This is a genomic window from Sodalis sp. dw_96, from assembly GCF_018449575.1.
Taxonomy (GTDB): Bacteria; Pseudomonadota; Gammaproteobacteria; order Enterobacterales; family Enterobacteriaceae; genus Acerihabitans.
Map to the genome: position 1 here is coordinate 189,163 of NZ_JAAVUT010000003.1, position 19,454 is coordinate 208,616.

At 56.1% G+C, this 19,454-nt stretch carries 15 protein-coding genes; 8 read left to right on the plus strand and 7 right to left on the minus strand.

Annotated elements, in window-relative coordinates:
• Positions 1–233 precede the first annotated feature (233 nt).
• From HB631_RS06275 to HB631_RS06285, 3 genes are read left to right on the plus strand one after another with little or no spacing between them, the layout of a single operon-like run.
• Positions 234–1,919, plus strand: coding sequence for a solute:sodium symporter family transporter (locus tag HB631_RS06275; protein ID WP_213990301.1), 1,686 nt, complete (start codon positions 234–236; stop codon positions 1,917–1,919).
• On the plus strand, positions 1,916–3,430 hold the full coding sequence (locus tag HB631_RS06280) for a sulfatase-like hydrolase/transferase (protein ID WP_213990302.1): 1,515 nt from the start codon (positions 1,916–1,918) through the stop codon (positions 3,428–3,430). Before HB631_RS06275 ends, HB631_RS06280 begins: the two co-directional genes overlap by 4 nt.
• A 39-nt stretch (positions 3,431–3,469) precedes the next feature.
• Complete coding sequence (locus HB631_RS06285) at positions 3,470–4,696, plus strand: anaerobic sulfatase maturase (RefSeq protein WP_213990303.1); 1,227 nt, start codon at positions 3,470–3,472, stop codon at positions 4,694–4,696.
• A 111-nt stretch (positions 4,697–4,807) separates the two neighbouring features.
• Here HB631_RS06285 and HB631_RS06290 read toward each other — a convergent pair whose 3' ends face one another.
• Entirely contained in the window at positions 4,808–5,902 is a 1,095-nt protein-coding gene (locus tag HB631_RS06290; RefSeq protein ID WP_213990304.1) for a DNA alkylation repair protein, read from the minus strand.
• Positions 5,903–5,930: 28 nt separating this feature from the next.
• On the opposite strand from HB631_RS06290, the gene HB631_RS06295 reads away from it, so the two are divergent.
• The 4 genes from HB631_RS06295 to HB631_RS06310 all read left to right on the plus strand — a co-directional run bounded on the left by HB631_RS06295 (position 5,931) and on the right by HB631_RS06310 (position 9,504).
• On the plus strand, positions 5,931–6,155 hold the full coding sequence (locus HB631_RS06295) for a hypothetical protein (protein WP_213990305.1): 225 nt from the start codon (positions 5,931–5,933) through the stop codon (positions 6,153–6,155).
• Between the two features lie 339 nt (positions 6,156–6,494).
• Positions 6,495–7,256 (plus strand): endonuclease/exonuclease/phosphatase family protein, encoded by a 762-nt coding sequence (locus HB631_RS06300; protein WP_213990548.1) that lies wholly within the window; start codon positions 6,495–6,497, stop codon positions 7,254–7,256.
• Complete coding sequence (gene clsB / locus HB631_RS06305) at positions 7,253–8,497, plus strand: cardiolipin synthase ClsB (protein ID WP_213990306.1); 1,245 nt, start codon at positions 7,253–7,255, stop codon at positions 8,495–8,497. The genes HB631_RS06300 and clsB overlap by 4 nt, the downstream gene beginning before the upstream one ends.
• Positions 8,498–8,559: 62 nt before the next feature.
• Positions 8,560–9,504, plus strand: coding sequence for a lysylphosphatidylglycerol synthase domain-containing protein (locus tag HB631_RS06310; protein ID WP_213990550.1), 945 nt, complete (start codon positions 8,560–8,562; stop codon positions 9,502–9,504).
• Here HB631_RS06310 and cydB read toward each other — a convergent pair.
• From cydB to HB631_RS06335, 5 genes are all read right to left on the minus strand, one after another.
• Complete coding sequence (gene cydB, locus HB631_RS06315) at positions 9,429–10,463, minus strand: cytochrome d ubiquinol oxidase subunit II (protein ID WP_345945694.1); 1,035 nt, start codon at positions 10,461–10,463, stop codon at positions 9,429–9,431. The two genes, HB631_RS06310 and cydB, sit on opposite strands and share 76 nt — an antisense overlap.
• The gene (locus HB631_RS06320) at positions 10,463–11,875 is read right to left on the minus strand and encodes a cytochrome ubiquinol oxidase subunit I (RefSeq protein WP_213990551.1); all 1,413 of its coding nucleotides are present in this window, start codon (positions 11,873–11,875) and stop codon (positions 10,463–10,465) included. The genes cydB and HB631_RS06320 overlap by 1 nt, the downstream gene beginning before the upstream one ends.
• A 49-nt stretch (positions 11,876–11,924) precedes the next feature.
• Positions 11,925–12,410, minus strand: a complete 486-nt coding sequence (locus tag HB631_RS06325) for a DUF1641 domain-containing protein (protein ID WP_213990307.1) — start codon at positions 12,408–12,410, stop codon at positions 11,925–11,927.
• Positions 12,411–15,383 carry a formate dehydrogenase subunit alpha gene (gene fdhF, locus HB631_RS06330; protein ID WP_213990308.1) on the minus strand — a complete coding sequence of 991 codons (2,973 nt, stop codon included), beginning with the start codon at positions 15,381–15,383 and terminating at the stop codon, positions 12,411–12,413.
• 926 nt (positions 15,384–16,309) lie between these two features.
• Positions 16,310–16,564 (minus strand): hypothetical protein, encoded by a 255-nt coding sequence (locus tag HB631_RS06335; protein WP_213990309.1) that lies wholly within the window; start codon positions 16,562–16,564, stop codon positions 16,310–16,312.
• A 648-nt stretch (positions 16,565–17,212) separates the two neighbouring features.
• On the opposite strand from HB631_RS06335, the gene HB631_RS06340 reads away from it, so the two are divergent.
• On the plus strand, positions 17,213–17,881 hold the full coding sequence (locus HB631_RS06340; RefSeq protein ID WP_213990310.1) for a TetR/AcrR family transcriptional regulator: 669 nt from the start codon (positions 17,213–17,215) through the stop codon (positions 17,879–17,881).
• 164 nt (positions 17,882–18,045) lie between these two features.
• Here HB631_RS06340 and HB631_RS06345 read toward each other — a convergent pair whose 3' ends face one another.
• Positions 18,046–19,437, minus strand: coding sequence for an efflux transporter outer membrane subunit (locus HB631_RS06345; protein WP_213990552.1), 1,392 nt, complete (start codon positions 19,435–19,437; stop codon positions 18,046–18,048).
• Positions 19,438–19,454 lie beyond the last annotated feature (17 nt).

Below are 19,454 nucleotides of genomic sequence, written 5' to 3' on the forward strand. Positions count from 1 at the left end.
GCATTCATAGGTCGCGTTAAAAATGCGTTTTTTTGGAGAATGACATCAGGAAATTAACGCTTTCATAGATCACATCGTGATTGTTTAGGCGTATTAATTATTAGAATTTAAAAACAAAGGATGTCATACATTTACGCTCGTTTTATCTAAACCGTCTTGCGTGCCTCTACTATCGTCCTCCCGCGTCGCATTTCCCCGGACGGGTTTAAGGTGCGGTGTAGTGAGGAATAGGTATGAATATTATACAAATTATATCTTTTTTTTCTTTTACCGCCTTGGTGGCATTGATTACCTGGTGGAAAATAAGAAACAACGATATTCAATCACGCAACGGTTATTTTCTGGCCGGTCGTTCCCTCAAAGCGCCGGTGATTGCCGCGTCGCTGATGTTAACCAATTTATCCACCGAGCAACTGGTGGGACTGGGCGGGCAGGCGTACCACAGCGGCATGTCCGTTATGGCCTGGGAGGTTGTCTCCGCCATCCCGCTGATTTTTCTGGCGCTGATTTTTTTGCCCCGCTATTTGCAGCGGGGCATTGTCACCATTCCGGAATTTATTGAGGAACGTTACGATAAAACCACCCGCATTATTGTGGATTGCTGTTTCCTTATCGCCACCGGTATTTGCTTTTTGCCGGTGGTGCTCTATTCCGGGGCGCTGGCGTTGAACAGTCTGTTTCATGTCAGCGATATTCTCGGCCTGAGCAGCGGCGCGTCGCTGAGAGTGGTGGTGGTACTGTTAGGATTGGCCGGTTCGGCCTATGCCATCTTCGGCGGTTTACGCGCTATTGCGGTGGCGGATGTGGCCAACGGCATCGGCCTGGTGATCGGCGGCCTGCTGGTGCCTTTTTTCGGCCTGATGGCCATGGGTCACGGCAGTTTCAGCGCCGGCCTCGGGCAATTGGCAACAGTTCATCCCGAACGCCTGAACTCCATCGGCGGTCAAACCGACCCCGTACCCATCGGCGCGGCGCTGACCGGGCTGGTGCTGGTAAATACCTTTTACTGGTGCACCAATCAAGGCATCGTCCAGCGAACGCTGGCGTCAAAAAGCCTGGCGGAAGGGCAAAAAGGCGCCCTGTTGACCGCGGTGCTGAAAATGCTGGATCCTATTATCCTGGTACTGCCGGGGGTCATCGCCTATCACCTGTACGCCGGCCTGCCGAAGGCTGACATGGCCTATCCGACGCTGGTGAACCAGGTCCTGCCCGCACCGCTGGTGGGCTTTTTCGGCGCGGTACTGTTTGGCGCCATCATCAGCGTGTTCAACGGCTTTCTTAACAGTGCCAGCACCCTGTTCAGCCTGGGAATTTACCAGCGATTAATCAACCAGCAGGCTTCTTCGCACCTGCTGGTGAAAGTCGGCCGGCGGTTCGCCGTGATTTTGGCCCTGGTGTCCATCGCGGTGGCGCCGTTGATAGCCAATGCGCCGCAGGGACTCTACAGCTGGATGAAACAGCTCAACGGTATTTACAACGTGCCGCTGGTGACCATTGTGATCATGGGGTTCTTCTTCCCGCGCATCCCCGCCCTGGCCGCCAAGGTGGCGTTACTGTTGGGGATATTCAGCTATATCACCATCAATTATTTGGTGAAGTGGGATATCCATTTTCTGTACGTGCTGTTTTTCACCTTCTTGCTGAATGTCTGCCTGATGCTGTTGATAGGCAAGATAGCCCCCCGCGCCACGCCGTTTGCCTTTCGTGACGCTTTCGCCGTGGATATGGCGCCCTGGCGGCAGGTAAAATTGGCGTCAGTGGGCGTGCTGGCCGCCATGATCGGCGTCTATGCCTATCTGGCCCGCTTCGGCGGCTATCATTCCACCTGGCTGTATCGCATATGTATTGCGGTGGTGGTCGTGGTGGTTCTAAAGTTAAGCCTGTCCCGTGGGAAAAAAGTGAGAGAAATTCCTTCATGAGCCAGCCCAATATCATTTTTATCATGACCGACACCCAGGCCACCAATATGGTGGGCTGTTACACCGGCTTACCCCTCAACACGCAGCATATCGATGCCCTGGCGGCCAAAAGCGTAAAATTCGACGCCGCCTGGACCACCTGCCCGCTGTGCACTCCCGCGCGCGCCGGCTTGTTCACCGGGATCTATGCCAACCAGAGCGGGCCGTGGACCAACAATATCGCGCCGGGCAAAAATATGCGCACCATGGGCAGTTATTTTAAGGCCGCCGGCTGGCATACCGGTTTTATCGGCAAATGGCATCTGGACGGTCATGACTATTTCGGCACCGGTATCTGCCCTGATGAGTGGGATGCCCGCTATTGGTATGACGGGGCAAATTACCTGTCGGATTTGTCGGAACAACAAATCAGCTTATGGCGTAACGGGCTCAACACCCGGCAGGATTTGGATGCCTACGGCATAGACGATGAATTCACCTGGGCCTGGCATATCAGCGAGCGGGCCATACAATTTATCCACAGCGCCCGGGCCGAGCCTGAGACGCCGTTTTTACTGGTGCTGTCTTATGATGAGCCCCATCATCCCTTCACCTGTCCGTCGCGCTATGTTGAAAATTACGAAAATTTTTCCTACCCCCTGGGCAACAAGGCGCGGGATACCCTGGCGGACAAACCCACCCATCAACGGCTCTGGGCGCAAGCCATGCCGTCGCCGGTCACGGATGAAAAACACTATGTCCATCCGCTCTATTTTGCCTGCAATGATTTTGTCGACGATCAGATTGGCCGGGTCCTGGACAGCCTCACCGCCGACGAGTGGGATAATACCTGGATAGTCTACACCTCCGATCACGGCGAAATGATGGGTGCGCATCGCCTGATAAGCAAAGGCTCCGCCGCCTACGACGATATCTGCCGTATCCCTCTGCTAATCCACGCCCCCGGACGCAAGGCCGCCGTCCGGGAGCAGCCGGTGAGCCATCTCGATCTGCTGCCCACCCTGCTGGATGTCGCCGGTCTATCGGTGCCGGATGCCCTGCAGGGGCGTAGCCTGCTGCCGCTGCTCACCGCACCGGATCGGTGGCCGGAACGCGGCGTCATGGTGGAGTTCAATCGCTACGAAATCGAACATGACAGCTTCGGCGGTTTTATTCCCATGCGCGCCTGGGTGACCGCGGAGTACAAGCTGGTGATTAATCTGTTTGATGAAGATGAGTTATACGATCGCGTCCGGGATCCCGAAGAGATGGTGAATCTGATTCATTATGAGGAATATCATGAGCGACGGGATCGGCTGCATGATGCGCTATTGGCCTATATGGACCGCATCCGCGATCCCTTTCGCGGTTATCAATGGGCAACGCGGGAATGGCGGCCTGACCTTAAACCGCAGTGGATGGGGGCTTTTCGTCCCAAACCGGCGGACGGAGTGTCGCCGGTGGTGCGGGATTACGATACCGGTTTGCCCACCAAGGGAACCAAAGTGGAAACCAAACAGCAAAAATTCTGAACATCCCCGCCGTGACGGCGGGGTTTACCCGGAGAGGTTATGCAGCGTCCTTTTCATTTGATGGCCAAGCCCACCAGCTATCAATGCAATTTAGCCTGTGAGTACTGTTTTTATCTGGAGAAAGAGCAGGGCACCTTGAAAGCCAAGCAGCCCCGGCGGCACATGGACGATGAGGTGCTGTCGTCCTATATTCGCCAGTATATCCAGTGCAGCCCCACCCAAGAGGTGGAGTTTTCCTGGCAGGGCGGGGAGCCGACCCTGGCGGGACTGGAGTTTTACCAGCGGGTGCTGGACTGTCAGCAACACTATGCCGACGGTAAAATCATCCATAACAGTATCCAGACCAACGGCGTATTGATAAACGAGCAGTGGGCGCGCTTTCTGGCGGACAATGGCTTCCTGGTGGGTATCTCGGTGGATGGTCCGGCGCCCCTGCACGATCTCTATCGTAAAACTTCCGCCGGGAAATCGGTATTTGACCGGGTTCTCAACGCCATTACGCTGCTGAAAAAATACCGGGTGGAGTTCAATATCCTGACGGTGGTGAACCATGACACCGCCGAGGCCCCGCTGGAGATCTACCTGTTTCTGACACGGGAGCTGGGGGCGCGGTTTGTCCAGTTTATTCCGGTGGTGGAGCAGCGGCCCGCGTCCCTTACGGCCGGAGAGTTGATTCATCCTCAAACCTCCGGGGACCGGGCCCTGACGCCATGGTCGGTGAGCGGCGAGCAGTACGGCCGGTTTATCAACGCCATTTTTGATTATTGGGTCAGGCACGATGTGGGCCGGGTGTATGTCCAGCTGTTTGATAACGCCCTGGCGGCCTGGGCCGGCGAAAAACCCAGCCTGTGCATTATGCAGCCCACCTGCGGTTATGGGCTGGTGGTGGAGCAGAACGGCGATATCTACAGCTGCGACCATTTCGTCTTTCCCGAGCATCGCCTGGGCAATATCAAACGGGACCGGCTCGACCAGATGGTCTACGGCAAAAAGCAGAAGCAGTTCGGCATGCAAAAAGCCTTACTTCCCCCGGTTTGCCAGCGGTGTGAATATCGGTTCGCCTGCCGCGGCGGCTGTCCGAAACACCGGATTCTTCAGGTGGAAAACCATTGGCATAACCATCTGTGCGCCGGTTATAAAGCCATCTTCAGCCATATGGATCCCTATATGCGCTATATGGCCCGGCAGATTCAGCTGCACCAGCCGCCGGCCAACGTGATGGCGGTGGCGGCATCCCTCGCGGCCGACTGGATGAGCGCCATATGACGCTCATCCACAGGCCGCATTCCGGTTTGTCGCAGCGCCATATGACGGCTTATCCGCAGGCCGCATTCCGGTTTGTCGCCGCGCGTCAGGACAGGGAGCGCCCCCTCCGGTTCAGCGGATCACAAAGGCGCCCCGCTCCAGGCACTCGCCGTTGATAAAGATTTCCACCACATGTTTACCGGGGTAGTGCACCCGGGTGGTGAAGTTTTGGATCGTCTGGCTGCGGGTTATGGCAACCGTTTCATGGGCGGCCAGCGTCAGTGTCTTGAGCTTGAACACCTTGGCCGAGGTCACGCCGGATTTTTTGACGTAATGCACGGCATAGTCGATAACCAGCCGCTGCGGCAGCGCCGAGGTGGAGCGCAGGCTGAAAGCCAGTGCTATCGGTTCCCCCAGCGCTACCGCCGCCGGGGTGACCGTGAAGGCCTCGACGCTGACCTGCGCCGCGTTACCGGCCCCCACCAGCCCCAGCGCGCGCCGATCTCCCTGCTTGATCAAGGTACGCAAGGCATGTCGGGCGATCCAGGCGCAAGAGGGATTATCCAGCGGCCAGCCCGCCAGTAAGTCCATGACCCAATCAGGATGATCCTTGGTGATATCATTAAGATGATTTGCCACGGATTTACGTACGTAAAGGCTGGGATCGGCGCGCAGGCCGTTCAGGATGCCGAGCACCGGCGAGGGATCCGCCCGCAGCGCTTCCAGCCGAAAGGACCAGGGCAAACGCGGGCGGCTGCCTTCGCTGGAAAGCCGCCGGACATGTTCGTTCTCATCCCGCGACCAGGTTTCCAGCAGCGCCAGCCCTCGCGGCAGATCCTGGCGCAGGAAGTGCCTCACCGCGAATTCCGACGAGCCGAAGGGCGTAAAGAATCGCAGCGCCTCCATGGACAGGTCATAATCTTCCAGACCGTACATGGCGACGTATTCCGGTAAAATCAGGGTAACGAAGCCCTTATCCAGCCGTGGCGCGAGACGCTTAAGGATCGCCAGCGCAACGGGGAATTCGGCCGGCAGGCCGTCATGAAGACACATACTGACCCGGCGCAATCGCGCCATAAGCGATAACCCCTCCAGACCCGCGGCGGCGGCGGACAAGAAACGCGCCGTATCGAAATCGCCGTGGACGGATGCGGTTTGCGCGGCGATAAATTCAAGCCGCTGTGCATTGAAAATCTCTTTCAGCGCCGGGGCGCTTTGTTCGGACATTCCATTTCTCCGGCCAATGGCTGCGATAATGCAGGCTAATGAAAATTCCCTGTCTCCGCAAGGGTGTACGGTCCACCCGCTGACGGATGTGGAAAAGGGCTATGACGCCGGTGGGTTAAAAGATGTTATTTATCTTCAATGGGTAACAAAGAGTAACCCGAAATATATTTTTATAACTTTATCTGTCGCTATTTGTCTCTGCCTCCGTGGCTTTCCTGATGGCGATCGTGCCGGTAAAAGTAAGCGTTATTAATCAGATAACCAGGTTTGGATATTAGCTGTAAAGAGGGCGGCGACGTCTTCGCAGGCGATCCTCATTGGCGGAGTTGCCCCTGGATGGCTACGATAATAAGCATGATCATAAAATTCAATAAAATGTGGAATCCTCGCCATGAAGGTTTTCACCCATTTCGCCGCCAGGTTTCGCGGCATAAGCCGTTAAGCTCCGCGCCTTAACATTTGCGGTTCAAGCCAGCCTTGTACTTTTCGCCTGCCGTCATCGGAAGCGGCGAGCTTTTGCCAAAGGATAACTCAGGGGTTTGACAACATGCTTCGAACGAACGTCCAAGTAGAGAAAAAAGAAACGGTGAGCATGACGCCGGCGGAGCAGGGATTCTCCTTCAAAGTATTGACCATTAATACCCATAAAGGCTTTGCCGCGTTTAACCGGCGGTTTATTCTGCCGGAGCTGCGCGAAGCGGTACGTACCGTCAGTCCCGATATCGTTTTTTTACAAGAGGTCTTGGGAGCCAATGAGAAACATTCCCGGCGTTTTGAAAATTGGCCGATAGTGCCGCAGTATGAATTTCTGGCGGATACCCTATGGGCGAACTTCGCCTATGGGCGCAACGCGGTCTATGCCGACGGTGACCACGGCAATGCCCTGCTTTCCCGCTTTCCCATTGCAAGTTACCGTAATCTGGACCTGTCGGTCGAGGGCAGCGAGAAGCGCGGCATGCTGCATTGCATCCTCCAGGTGCCGGGCCGGGATGTGCCGCTGCATATGATGTGCGTGCATTTAGGACTGAAAGAGCGGCATCGCCGTGAGCAGATGCTGCTGATAAGCCAACATATCGCCTCGCTGCCCGTGCACGCGCCGATGGTGCTGGCCGGTGATTTCAACGACTGGCGTCAACAGGCCAATGGCCTGCTCGGACGGGAGGCCGGTCTGGAAGAGGTGTTCACCAAAGCTTACGGTCGTCCGGCCAAGACGTTTCCCGCCCGTTTCCCGGTATTGCGCCTGGACCGCATCTATGTCCGTAATGCCCGCATCAGCCGGCCCACCTCCCTGGCCAATCAGCCCTGGTCGCATTTATCCGATCACGCCCCCCTGGCGGTGGAGATTTTGCTATGAATATGGAATGGCGTGAGGGCAATAAAATAACTTTATTGGAAAACGGCGAAGAATTTTTCCCGCGGCTTTATGACAGAATCGGCCGGGCGGAAACGGAAGTGCTGCTGGAGACCTTTATCCTGTTTGAGGATAAGGTCGGTCTGGCCCTGCAAGAGAATCTCATTGCCGCGGCGCAGCGCGGCGTAAAGGTGGAGGTGATGGTGGACGGTTACGGTTCGGCGAATCTTTCCGAAGGATATATCGCCGCCATGACCACCGCCGGGATTCGTTTTCGCTTTTTTGATCCCCGCCCGGCCTTTATGGGGATGCGTACCAATATGTTTCGCCGCCTGCACCGTAAAACGGTGGTGGTGGACGGGCGCATTGCCTTTATCGGCGGGATCAACTTTTCCGCCGAGCATTACAGCGATTACGGTGCGCAGGCGAAACAGGATTATGCGGTGGAGCTGGAAGGGCCGGTGGTGGCGGATATCCACCGCTACACCCTGGAAACGCTGTACAGCGAGGCCCGGCAGCGCAACTGGTGGGGCCGCCGCTCAAAACTGCCGGCCTATAACCGCCAGCCCGGCGAGGCCCAGGCGCTGTTCGTCTTTCGAGATAACGACGAACACGATACCGATATTGAACGGCATTATCTCGATATGCTGCGTACCGCCAAGCAGGATGTGATCATCGCCAATGCCTATTTTTTCCCCGGCTACCGCCTGCTCAAGGAGATGCGTAACGCGGCGCGGCGCGGGGTTCGGGTGAAATTGATCGTTCAGGGAGAGCCGGACATGCCCATCGTGAAGGTGGGCGCGCGCATGCTTTACAACTACCTGGTGCCGGAAGGGGTGATGATTTATGAATATCGCCGCCGTCCCCTACACGGCAAAGTCGCCGTCAAGGACGACTACTGGTCCACCGTCGGTTCCAGTAATCTCGATCCCCTGAGCCTGTCGCTGAATCTGGAAGCTAACGTGATGATTCACGACAGCCGGTTCAATGGTTTGCTGCGTGACAAACTCAACCGGCTGATAGCGGAGGATTGCCAGCTTATCGATGAGAGCCAGGTGCCGAAACAGACCTACTGGCATTTGGCGAAAAGCGTAGTGGTGTTCCATTTCCTGCGGCACTTTCCGGCCTGGATCGGCTGGCTTCCGGCCCATACGCCGAAATTATCCCTGGTGCCGCCCCCGGTGCAGCCGGAAATTGAGACCCAAGACCGGGCCGAACCTGAAAACGAGGGCGCCAAGCCGTGAAGTATAACGGCTCTTACCGCCGGCACCGGGCACAGCCGGAAAAAACACGCCGGCGCCGGCCGGTGTTAAAAAAAATCCTGACGCTGCTGTTTTTTATCGCCGTGGCGGTTTTACTGGTCGTGTATGCCCGCAAGGTGGATTGGGGCGACGTCGCCCACGCCATTACCCATTACAGCCAACGCACGGTGCTGATGGTGGTGGGATTGGTGGTGGTCAGCTACCTGCTGTACGGCATTTACGATCTCATCGGCCGCGCTTATTGCGGGCACAAATTGGCGGTGTCGCGGGTCATGCTGGTTTCATTTATCTGTTATGCCTTTACGTTGACCCTGAGCACCTGGGTCGGCGGCATCGGCATGCGTTACCGGCTCTATTCCCGCCTCGGGCTATCCAACAGCGCCATCACCCGGATATTCAGCCTGAGCCTCGCCACCAACTGGCTGGGGTATATTCTGTTGTCCGGCGTGGTCTGCGCGTTCGGCGTGATAAAACTGCCGGGCAAATGGGATATCAGCGATCTTGCCTTGCGGCTGATCGGCATCGGCTTATTGCTGTTTATCGCCGCCTATCTGTGGTGCTGCGCATTCGCCAAACGCCGCCGCTGGACCATTAAGGGCCAGAAGCTGGTGCTGCCGTCGCTACGTATGGCCGGCGCCCAACTGCTGGCCTCCTGCACCAATTGGTTGGTGATGGCGGCGATTATCTTTATCCTGCTCAATGATAATGCGGATTTCCCGCTGGTGCTCGGCGTGCTGCTGGTGAGCAGTATTGCCGGGGTGATTGTGCACATTCCGGCGGGCATCGGGGTGCTGGAAGCGGTGTTCGTCGCCATGCTCGGGGGTGGACATCTTAGTCACGGCGCCATTATCGCCGCCCTGCTGGCCTATCGCGCCATCTATTTTATCGCGCCGCTGCTCCTGGCGATTGTGCTCTATTTCGGTTTGGAAAGCCGCGCCGATGCCCTGCGGGAAAAGCGGACCTTGCCGCGAAATACCCAAAAGCCGTAGGTGTTGTACGCAAGTGTGACCGGAATCAATAGGGCGAACCCGGTCAGCATGAATCCCTGGCTCCGCGCCGGCGCGGAGGCCTGGGGGATGAGCAGCCCCGGCGGAATTACCGCCGGATAGAGCGCCAGCAGCAGCAGACCGAAAGACGCCATTACGCCCCCCAACGCCATGCACAGAGGCAGCATGGAAACGCGGCTGTGCAGCAACCGGCAAAATCCAATGGCGCATATCAACAGAACGGCCCCGAGGGGCAGTGTGAATCGCAACTGCTGCAAATGGGCGCGGTAGACCGGATGCAGCGCGCCGGTCCATAACACCAGAACGATTACCGATACCAGCGTTACCGCCCCCAACATCAGCCCGCGGCGCCGCGCCCGTGCCTGCAGGCTCTGTTCGGTACGCCAAATCAGCCAACAGGTTCCCAGCAGCGTATAGCCGGACATCAGCGCCAGACCGCAAAAAAACGGGAAAACGGAGAACCATTCCCAGCTGTTGCCGGTATAATGTGTCCCGTCATTGGGTATGCCCTGGATTAAGGCTCCCATCATAACGCCCTGGGCGCAGGCCGCCACGGCCGAACCGCCCATTAGCATGGTGTCCAATAGCCTACGGCGTTCCAACCGGGCATGATCGCGGTATTCAATGGACATACCGCGCAAGACCAGCGCCAGCAGCATTGCAAACGCAGGCACATATAGCGCGCTGAAAAAAATACTGTAGGCGGCGGGAAACAGAGCCAGCATGCCGCCGCCTGCCAAGACCAGCCAGGTTTCGTTACCGTCCCACACCGGCAGCAGCGTCAGGGTCATGACATGGCGATCTTCCTCGCGCCGATGAAAGGCATATAACATGCCGGTGCCCAAATCGGTGCCGTCCAGCAGGGCATAAATCAGCATGCTGAAGGCCAGCGCGGCGGCCGCCAATAGTTGAATGTGCCCAGCCGATATTCCCCAATCCACTATAGGTCCTCCCCAGGTTGTTTTTGCCCGTCATTGCGCTCCGGCGCGGTTTGCCGGGCAAGAGAAGGAACCGGCCCCTGCTCGCCAGGCTGCGGCGGACGCCTCAGCAGGCGCAGCATATAGACCATACCGGTACCGAACACGCCCAAATAAACCACCGCCAGCGCGGCGCTGGAAAACAGCACCAACGGTGGCGATACCGGCGAAAGACTTTCTCCTGTGCGCACCAGACCGTAGACCATAAACGGCTGCCTGCCGGTTTCGGTGACGACCCAGCCGGCGAGCATGGCGACAAACCCCGCCGGCGCCAGGGCCAGCATAAACCATTGCAGCCAGCGCGCCCGCCAGAGATGACGGCGGCAGCGTACCACCAGTGCGCAGATGCCAGCGGCGGTCAACAGCAGTCCGAGTCCCACCATCAGGCGAAACGCGAAAAAGACCAGCGGTACGGAAGGGATGTCCCGGCGGGGGAATTCATTCAGGCTGGTAATGGTGCCGGTCAGGTTATGACGTAAATAAAGGGAGCCGACGCGGGGAATGGACAGCTCCAATCGGTTACGCCCCCGGGCGGTATCCGGCACGGCGAACAGCCGCATCGGTTCGCCGGCCCCCGGCGGCGGCCTTTGCCAATCACCCTCCATGGCCGCGACCTTTTGCGGCTGATAGCGCAGGGTATTTTCCCCATGCAAATCGCCGGCAATGATTTGCAGCGGTCCGGCGATGGTCAAGATCCAAAGCGCCAGAGAATACATGATGCGTGCCCCCGGGTTTCGGTGATCGCGCAGCAGGTGCCAAGCTCCCGTGGCGGCAACCATGCAAGCGGTGCCTAAAAATGCCGCCAGCAGCATATGCGCCAGGCGGTAGATAAACGAGGGATTATAGATAATATCCAGCCAGGCCTCCGGCTGAAAGCGTCCATCGGCGCCCAGAGAAATCCCGGCCGGGGTTTGCATCCAGGAATTGGCCGACAAAATCCAGAACGCGCTGAACAGGGAACCCAGAGCCACCATGCAGGTGGTAAAAAAATGCAGTTTGGCCCCGACTTTACCCATGCCAAATAGCATGATGCCCATAAAGCCCGCTTCCAGGAAAAACGCCACCAGCACTTCATAAAACATCAGCGGACCGATAATTGCGCCGGCGCGGGTGGAGAATGTCCCCCAGTTGGTACCGAACTCAAATTCCATGATGACGCCGGAAACCACCCCCACAGCCACATTCAGCGCGAAAATCTTGAGCCAAAAATGGTAAAGATCAAGGTACGCCGGACGCCGGCTCCAGAGCCAGAGCCCCTCGATGACCATCAGGAAATGGGCCAGTCCGATGGTAAACGCGGCCAGAACGATATGAAAACCGATGGTAAAGGCAAATTGAGACCTGGCGATGACGAGCAGGGAATCAGCGGTCATCAGACGTGACTCCGGTCCGGCCTGATGCCGTTCATGACGGACGTCCCAGGCATCAGGCGTCGCTGGGCTTGCCGCTGAAGGATGAAATCGGCTTATCCACCGACTCATCCATACGGCGGTTAAAGGCCTTCAGCCCTTCGATAAACGGGGTGACGGTTCGCCAGAAGGCCTCGTCATTGAGCATTTTATACAGCCCTCGCACGCCCGGCGGCTCGCGGTCCGCCTCGCTCTCCCCGCGGTCGCGGCCGAGGGTATCGAGCATATCGCGCACCGCGAACACCAATTTATAGAACTGGCCGGGGGGAAAGGTGGAGAGGGCCATCATCAGTATTGACAGATTTTGTATGGCATTCAGCGATCCCTCACGGTTAAGCCCGTTTACAAGCACTTGGGCCACCTGATTATTGGCCGCCGCCAGATCGTTGGCAAAGCGCAGAATGCCGTGTTCATGCAGGGTTTGCAGCAGTCGCTCCAGCTCTTCATGGGCATCCGATCCGATTTTAGGCGGTTCAACCGCATAACTGATAGGTTTGGCCATTTAAAATTTCTCCGGATAGGGTTCTTGCCCCGGGGGCGACACATAATCTTCCCGCGCCCATTTCACTTCCACGGGGACTTTATGGATTGGCGTGCGATTGCCGAAGCGGAAATTATGCCTGGGTATCGGCGACGGACATTTTTCTTTCGGCAATATTTCCGCTTTGATCGCCAGCTCTTTATAGGCGGGAGTGTTCACATCGGGATCGTGGTGTTCCCCGGTCAGCGCATTCACGCCGTCTTTGCCCTGATGGATGGGAATAAAGAGAGTGGAACCCTGCACCCTATCGGTAATCACCGCCGGCACTTCAAGGGAGCCCCGGCGCGAGGTGAGCCGCAGCCATGTTCCCTCCTCAATGCCGCGTTCGGCGGCCAGGGAGGGGCTTACTTCAACGAACCAGTTCGGTGTCAGGGACCAGATGCGCGGCCCGCGACCGGTCTGATTGGTGGACTGGAATTGCTCCAGCATCCTGCCGTTGTTGAGCATCAGGTCGTATTCTCTGTCGGGTTCCTCCGCCGGTTCCTTCCAGGTGAGCGGATAGAGGACGGCCTTGCGGTCTTCTGTATGGAAGCCGTCGGTATATAATAACGGCGTATCAGTGCCGTCCGCCTTCACCGGCCAGCAGAGGGATTTCCATCCTTCCAAGCGCTCATAGCTCACTCCGGCGAAGACCTTGGCGATGCCCGCCGCTTCCGCCATGATCTGAGAGGGATGCGTATACCCCCAGTCATGGCCCATTTTCGCCGCCAGCTCGGTGAGTATCCGCCAGTCCGGGCGGCTCTCCCCCAGGGGCGGCATCACTTCATAAAAGCGTTGGATGCGCCGCTCGGTATTGACGTAAGTTCCCTCTTTTTCCACGCTGGGACAACCGGGCAATACCACGTCGGCGAATTCGGCGGTACGGCTCATAAACAGATCCTGCACCACCATGAAATCCAGATTGCTGAAACCCTGGTGCACATTGGCGGCATCGGCGTCCGAGAAGGCGGTTTCTTCGCCAATCACATACATGGCCTTGATTTTTTTATCCTTTGCGTGCTGCACCATCATAAAATTATCGTCGCCGGCTTTGTCTGACAAGCTTTCGGGGGCCACACCCCAGGCTTTGGCCCATTTTGCGCGGATTTCATGATCGGTGACTTTTTCGTAGCCGGGATAATAATCTTTCAAACAGCCGAAATCGCTCGCCCCCTGAACATTGTTATGTCCTCGCATGGGATAGCCGCCGGTGCCGGGGCGGCCATAATTGCCGGTGACCAGCAACAGATTCGACAAGGCGGTGCTGGTATCCGCGCCGTGGCTATGCTGGGTGATGCCCATGGCCCAGATTATACAGACGGATTCTGCCCGGCCTATCATCTCGGCTGCATCGATGAGCTGCGGGCGGGGGATACCGGTGATGCGTTCGGCGAACGCCAGGGTAAAGGGAGCCAGAGAATCACGGTAGGCTTCCACCTGATTGACCTTGGTGGCGAGAAAATCCCTATCGGCATAACCTTGGTCGAACATATAGCGGGCCATGGCGGATGCCCATACCATATCGGTACTGGATTTGATACGCAAATAGATATCGGCCCGTTCGGCCATTTCATGTTTGCGCGGGTCCACCACGATTAACTTGTGGCCATAATGTTTGCGGGCTGCTTTGATTTTGGCGGCGATTACCGGATGATTTTCAGCGGTATTGCTGCCGATGATGATTATCAACTCGGCTTTTGCGAGGTCGGCGATGGTGCCCGCGTCGCCACCGTATCCCACGGTACGGAATAAGCCCTGGGTCGCCGGGTTCTGGCAGTAGCGGGATGAGTTGTCAACGCTATTGGTACCTATAATCAGGCGGGCGATTTTCTGCGTCAAATAGGCTTCTTCGTTACTCCCTTTGCTTGAGCCGATAAAACCAATGCTGTCGGCGCCGTGTATATTGCGGATATCCAGCAACCGCCGGGCGACCAGCGTCAGGGCCTCATCCCAGCCGGCCGGCCGGAAGCGACCGTTTTCACGGATGAGCGGCGTGGTAAGGCGCTTATCGCTGTTGACGAAATCCCAGCCGAACTTCCCCTTGATGCAGGTGGAAATGCCATTGGCCGGCGCATCCACTGTCGGCTGCACTTTGAGAATATGCCGATCGCGGGTCCACATTTCGAATGAGCATCCAACGCCGCAGTAGGTACACACCGTTTTGGTCCGCTTGATTTCCGGCTGACGCCAATGCATGTCCATCATGGAAATTCCCGTGATGATTTCCGCGCCGGTGGTGTTCTCGATGGTTTTGATCATATCGATCAGCGGGCGTTTCAGCGCGGGAGACATGGCGGTGAAGGGACCGGCGTCCGGCTGCATGGTTTTTTCCATTAGGGCATTGCAGGGGCAGACCGTCACGCAGTGACCGCAGCTCACGCAGCTCGACCCGGCAATGGTTTCGCCTCCATCCCATAACACCCTTGGATGGGGCGCGTTAAAATCGATGGTGAGGGTTTCATTCACTTCGACATTTTGACAGGCGTCTACGCAGCGGCCGCACAGAATACACTGATCGGGATCGTAGGTATAAAAGGGATTTGAATGATCTTTTTCGTAGGGTTTGCGTTGGTATTTATAGTGCTGAATGGGGATATGCATGTCCGCCATGGTATTGTGCAGGGTGCAATCGCCGGTATTATGTTCACAAACGGTACAGTAAAGTTCATGTTTCGCCAGCAGGCGATCCATGCCCTCATGCTGGGCAGCCTGAACCTCGGCCTGTTGGCTGACAATGTTCATCCCGTCGGCGGTGCGCAGGGTGCAGCCGCGCACCAGCCGATTATTCTGTTTAACCCAGCAGACATCGCAGGTTTCGAGTGGGTCCAGCGCCGGGTGATAGCAAACATGAGGCAGGTTAATACCCTGTGCGGTTAGGAAGTCAACCAGGGGTATATCCGCTTCGCCGGTAAGTGGCATTCCGTCGAAGTGAATGGTGCAAAGTGTCTGTTTCATCAGGCCACCTCTAATAATCAAAAACGGCCATCGGCTCGACGACGGGCGGATTAATTTCCAAAAACGCAGCAGGCGATAACATCCCGGGGATCTCACCCTCGGGCAATAAAACAAAGGGTTTCCCGTCATGAGGATCAAGATAACGGCTAATGTAACAAAACTGTTATTTTAAAAGGTAGCTTCGAATGGCCAAAGCGCAATGTGAAGTGCTGTAAAATGGCGGATATTAAATTGTTGCAGATTATTGCTGTCCGTGATTTTAGCTGTGGGCCTGAAACGGCAGACAAAGGACATATTATGAGACGTAAACTGCTTGTAGGGATGAATCCTTTTATTCTGACGACGCCGGCAAAGCTTGTGCGACGATATAAAAAAACTGCGCCGCCAAACGTCAGGTCATGCAACGGCATTTGGGGCGCAGCTCTCGCTACAGAGTGTTAAAGGCCGGTATTAATAATGGCGATGATACCCGCCGCCGTCATGGCCGCGGCCACCCCACGGTCCTGGCCAGAAACAGCCGCTCAAAGCGACACTGAGCATAATAATCCCGAGGTAAGTTAAAATACGACGCATTGGCAAGCTCCAGTTAATTAAGTATTGCATACCCCATGATAATTGACCTTAATGAATAATAGGTCAATAAGAGTAACCGTAAAAATAGTTATTAGAAATGTGTCAAATTACGATTATTAACGAGGAGGGAGTTTCTCGAAGATATATTAAACATACTCTCTATTTAGAAATAAGAAAAGACTTAAATTAAAATAATTATTTTGCTTTTTCAGATAAATCTATATTAGCGAAATAGCGCGGTAAAATACAGGGAAACTCGGTAAAAAAAAAGCGTTCGCTAAATTTCTCGCAAACGCTTTTCAGAAAGACCGGCTAAGCGGATAAAAAATGTGCCGACTTTGTTAGGGGGCTCATTATTCATACACCACCGACGTGCTGTGCATATTCCGCTGTCCGGAAACAGAGGTCATCGGATAGGAACGGGTTCCATCGGGCACGGCTTTTTCATTCAAACCGCCGGGCGCCGATGTTGACAGGACCGAGCCGGCGCTGATAACCGTGGCATGCGCCTGCCCCGCTATCTGGGTGGTTATCTGTTCAGCGGCGAAACCGCCGAAAGACAAGACCCCTAAGACAATGGCCAAACTCACTGATTGTATCTTACTCATGGTGCTTGCTCCTCACGGCGGCAATGATGGTTTTCAACCGGCCGTAAATTTATTAACATTCGCTAAGTAAATGGTAGTACAAGCGGCAAAGAGTATCAAGTAAATAATATAATGATCGTTAATTTAAAAGTTAATATATTGATTTATAGTTATTTATTCTAGTTTAGCCGCCAGAATGTTTTCTCTGTGCCCACCCGGCCTCCGCCGTCATCGCGGCGAAGGTTCACCACCGCTGCGGCAAGGCGGTCGACTCCGATAAACAAAGCAGCCGAAGGGCTGTTGGAGTTTGTTGACAAGGTGTCCGGCCGGGGCAGGAAGCGGAGCCAAGCGGGTGGGGCTGTTTTAGATTAGTTCAACTGTTTATTAACGTTCGATAATAAAATATTAATGGTAAATGTGACTGGGATCAACTAAAATTTTAATGATCATTAATATAATAACTATATAATTGATTTAGTAAACGAAACGTATTAATGCTTTGCCTGTTTGTTCGGATCCGGTTGAAAAAAATCCGGCTGTGGCATGGCGTAATACAGTTACATTTCTAATGAATTTAACATTTTTTGCCGTAATGACAAAAACAGGTTGTAATTTTTTTAATGATCGTTAATTATATGGTGATGGCATTTTTTGCTAAGAGAGGACCTTATGAGTACTGATCATGTTGTGTCCGCCAAAAAGGGACGCGGACGTCCAAAACAATTCGATCGTGACGATGCGCTGGACAAGGCGCTTGAGTTGTTTTGGCGCCATGGCTATGAAGCGACTTCGCTGGCCGACTTGGTTGAGGCAACAGGCGCGAAGGCACCGACATTGTACGGTGAATTCGGCAATAAAGAAGGGTTGTTCCGTGCGGCGGCTGAACGTTACATGACGAAATTCGCCGAACGGGGCAGGGCGCTGCTGACCAATCCGAACTGCACGGTGTCGGAAGCAACGGAAGATTTCATGCGCGATACGGCGGCGCTCTATACCGATAAAAACCTGCCGTCGGGCTGTTTTCTTATCTGTACCTCCGCGGCGCTTTCTTCCCAGTCGGACGATGTGGCCCAAATGCTGAGAGCGCGCCATCATTTCCAGGAAAATATGCTGGCGGATTTCCTGCGGGCGCGGCAGGTCAAGGGCGATATATCCCCGGCGGCCGATATTCACACCCTGGCTAAATACCTGATGTGTATCATGCAGGGCATGGCGGTGCAGGCTCGTGACGGAGCAACCCAGGAAGAACTGGATAATATCGTCTCCACGCTGATGGCCGTCTGGCCTGATCTCACCAGCGCCGGTATTGATAAAGCCCGGATTGCGGTGGAAGCCTGAGGCAAGACGTGCGGACCATAACGCCGCCGACCCGTCCTGAAACGGCTCGGCACGGCCGCGGAATTGTCGGGGTTGTGTTAATAAGCAGTGCAGATAAGCAGTACAGGTAAAGCAGTGTGATCCCACCAAGCCGTTGTCCGGCATCGAAGCGTAATGCCGGACATTCAGGGCTGCATTCCTTCCCCATGCCATCCTCCACCCAGAGCCGCAATCAACTGAACGCTGGCCACCCACTGCGTGCTGCGCAGGGACAGCAAATTTTGCTGCTGTGAAAGGCTGGTATTCTGCGTCGTGGCGACATCCAGATAATCTATCATGCCGGCCTGGTATTGATTGTAGGTCACCCGTGCGGACTCCTGGGCCGACTCGGCGGCGCGCTGCTGCGCGGCGGTTTCCTGTTCCAGCGTCGAGAGTTCCACCAGGTAATTTTCCACTTCCTGGAACGCATCCAATACCGATTGCCGATAGCTGGCGACGCTGGCGTCATATGCGGCCTGTGCCTGTTCCACGCCGGCCTTGGTGGCGCCGAAATCCAAGAGGGTGCCGCTCAGCTGCGGTCCCAGCGACCAGACCCGGTTCGGCATGGAAATAAGGTTATGCAGCACCGAACTTTGAAAACCTCCGCTGGCGCTCAGGGTCAGGTCGGGGTAATAAGCCGCCTGCGCCACGCCGATCGCGGCGTTGGCCGCCGCGACGCTTCGCTCCGCATAAGCGATATCCGGCCGCCGTTGCAGTAGTTGCGCCGGCAATTCCACCGGTGTGCGCGGCAGGGTAGCGGTTAGGGGCGCGGCGGGCAGGCTGAATTGCGCCGGTGCTTTCCCCATTAACACCGCAATGGCGTGTTCCAACTGCGCGCGCTGCCATTGCAGATCCAGCGCCGAGGCGCGGGCGCTCTCCAACTGGGTCTGCGCCTGGGCAAGCGTAGCGCGAGACTCGCTGCCGGCACGGTATTTATTGTTTATGATCTGGAGGTAGCGATCATACGCCGCGATGCTTTGTTGATAGAGGGCGATCTGCTGGTCCATCACCCGCAGCTGAAAATAATCCTGCGCCAGTTCAGATTGGGCGCTCAGGGTGATATTGGCCAGTTCAGCGGCGCTGGCCTGTGCGTTGGCCTGATTCTCTTCCAGCGTGCGGCGCAGTTTACCCCAGATATCCAGCTCCCAGCTGGCGCTGACCTCGGCACTGTGGGCGGTGGTGGCGGAACTGGCGGTACCGCTGCGGGTGGTGCCGGCGGTGCCTGTTACCGTAGGATAAAGATTGGCCCGCGAAGCGGCGCTCAATGCCCGAGCCTGTCGATAAAGCGCGTCGTATTGCGCTACGTTTTGATTGGATATTTTCACCTGGCGCAGTAAGCTGGACAGGACCGGATCCTGATAGACCCCCCACCACTCTCCTTTGTCCGCCTGATCCTGCGGCACCGCCTGCGTCCAGCCTTTCGCCTGTTTGAACTGGGCCGGCGCCTGGACCGCCGGGCGTCGGTAATCCGGCCCTACCATACAACCGTTCAGGCAGCCGGCCAGTAACAGCATGACGGTTAAAGGGAGCAGCTTCATGGCGGGCAGTCCGGGTT

What these genes read in the sequence shown, in the direction of transcription:
- HB631_RS06275 (WP_213990301.1), top strand. Translation starts at nt 234, where the DNA reads ATGAATATTATACAAATTATATCTTTTTTTTCTTTTACCGCCTTGGTG.
- HB631_RS06280 (WP_213990302.1), top strand. Translation starts at nt 1,916, where the DNA reads ATGAGCCAGCCCAATATCATTTTTATCATGACCGACACCCAGGCCACC.
- HB631_RS06285 (WP_213990303.1), top strand. Translation starts at nt 3,470, where the DNA reads ATGCAGCGTCCTTTTCATTTGATGGCCAAGCCCACCAGCTATCAATGC.
- HB631_RS06290 (WP_213990304.1), bottom strand. Translation starts at nt 5,902, where the DNA reads ATGTCCGAACAAAGCGCCCCGGCGCTGAAAGAGATTTTCAATGCACAG.
- HB631_RS06295 (WP_213990305.1), top strand. Translation starts at nt 5,931, where the DNA reads ATGCAGGCTAATGAAAATTCCCTGTCTCCGCAAGGGTGTACGGTCCAC.
- HB631_RS06300 (WP_213990548.1), top strand. Translation starts at nt 6,495, where the DNA reads ATGACGCCGGCGGAGCAGGGATTCTCCTTCAAAGTATTGACCATTAAT.
- clsB (WP_213990306.1), top strand. Translation starts at nt 7,253, where the DNA reads ATGAATATGGAATGGCGTGAGGGCAATAAAATAACTTTATTGGAAAAC.
- HB631_RS06325 (WP_213990307.1), bottom strand. Translation starts at nt 12,410, where the DNA reads ATGGCCAAACCTATCAGTTATGCGGTTGAACCGCCTAAAATCGGATCG.
- fdhF (WP_213990308.1), bottom strand. Translation starts at nt 15,383, where the DNA reads ATGAAACAGACACTTTGCACCATTCACTTCGACGGAATGCCACTTACC.
- HB631_RS06335 (WP_213990309.1), bottom strand. Translation starts at nt 16,564, where the DNA reads ATGAGTAAGATACAATCAGTGAGTTTGGCCATTGTCTTAGGGGTCTTG.
- HB631_RS06340 (WP_213990310.1), top strand. Translation starts at nt 17,213, where the DNA reads ATGAGTACTGATCATGTTGTGTCCGCCAAAAAGGGACGCGGACGTCCA.
- HB631_RS06345 (WP_213990552.1), bottom strand. Translation starts at nt 19,437, where the DNA reads ATGAAGCTGCTCCCTTTAACCGTCATGCTGTTACTGGCCGGCTGCCTG.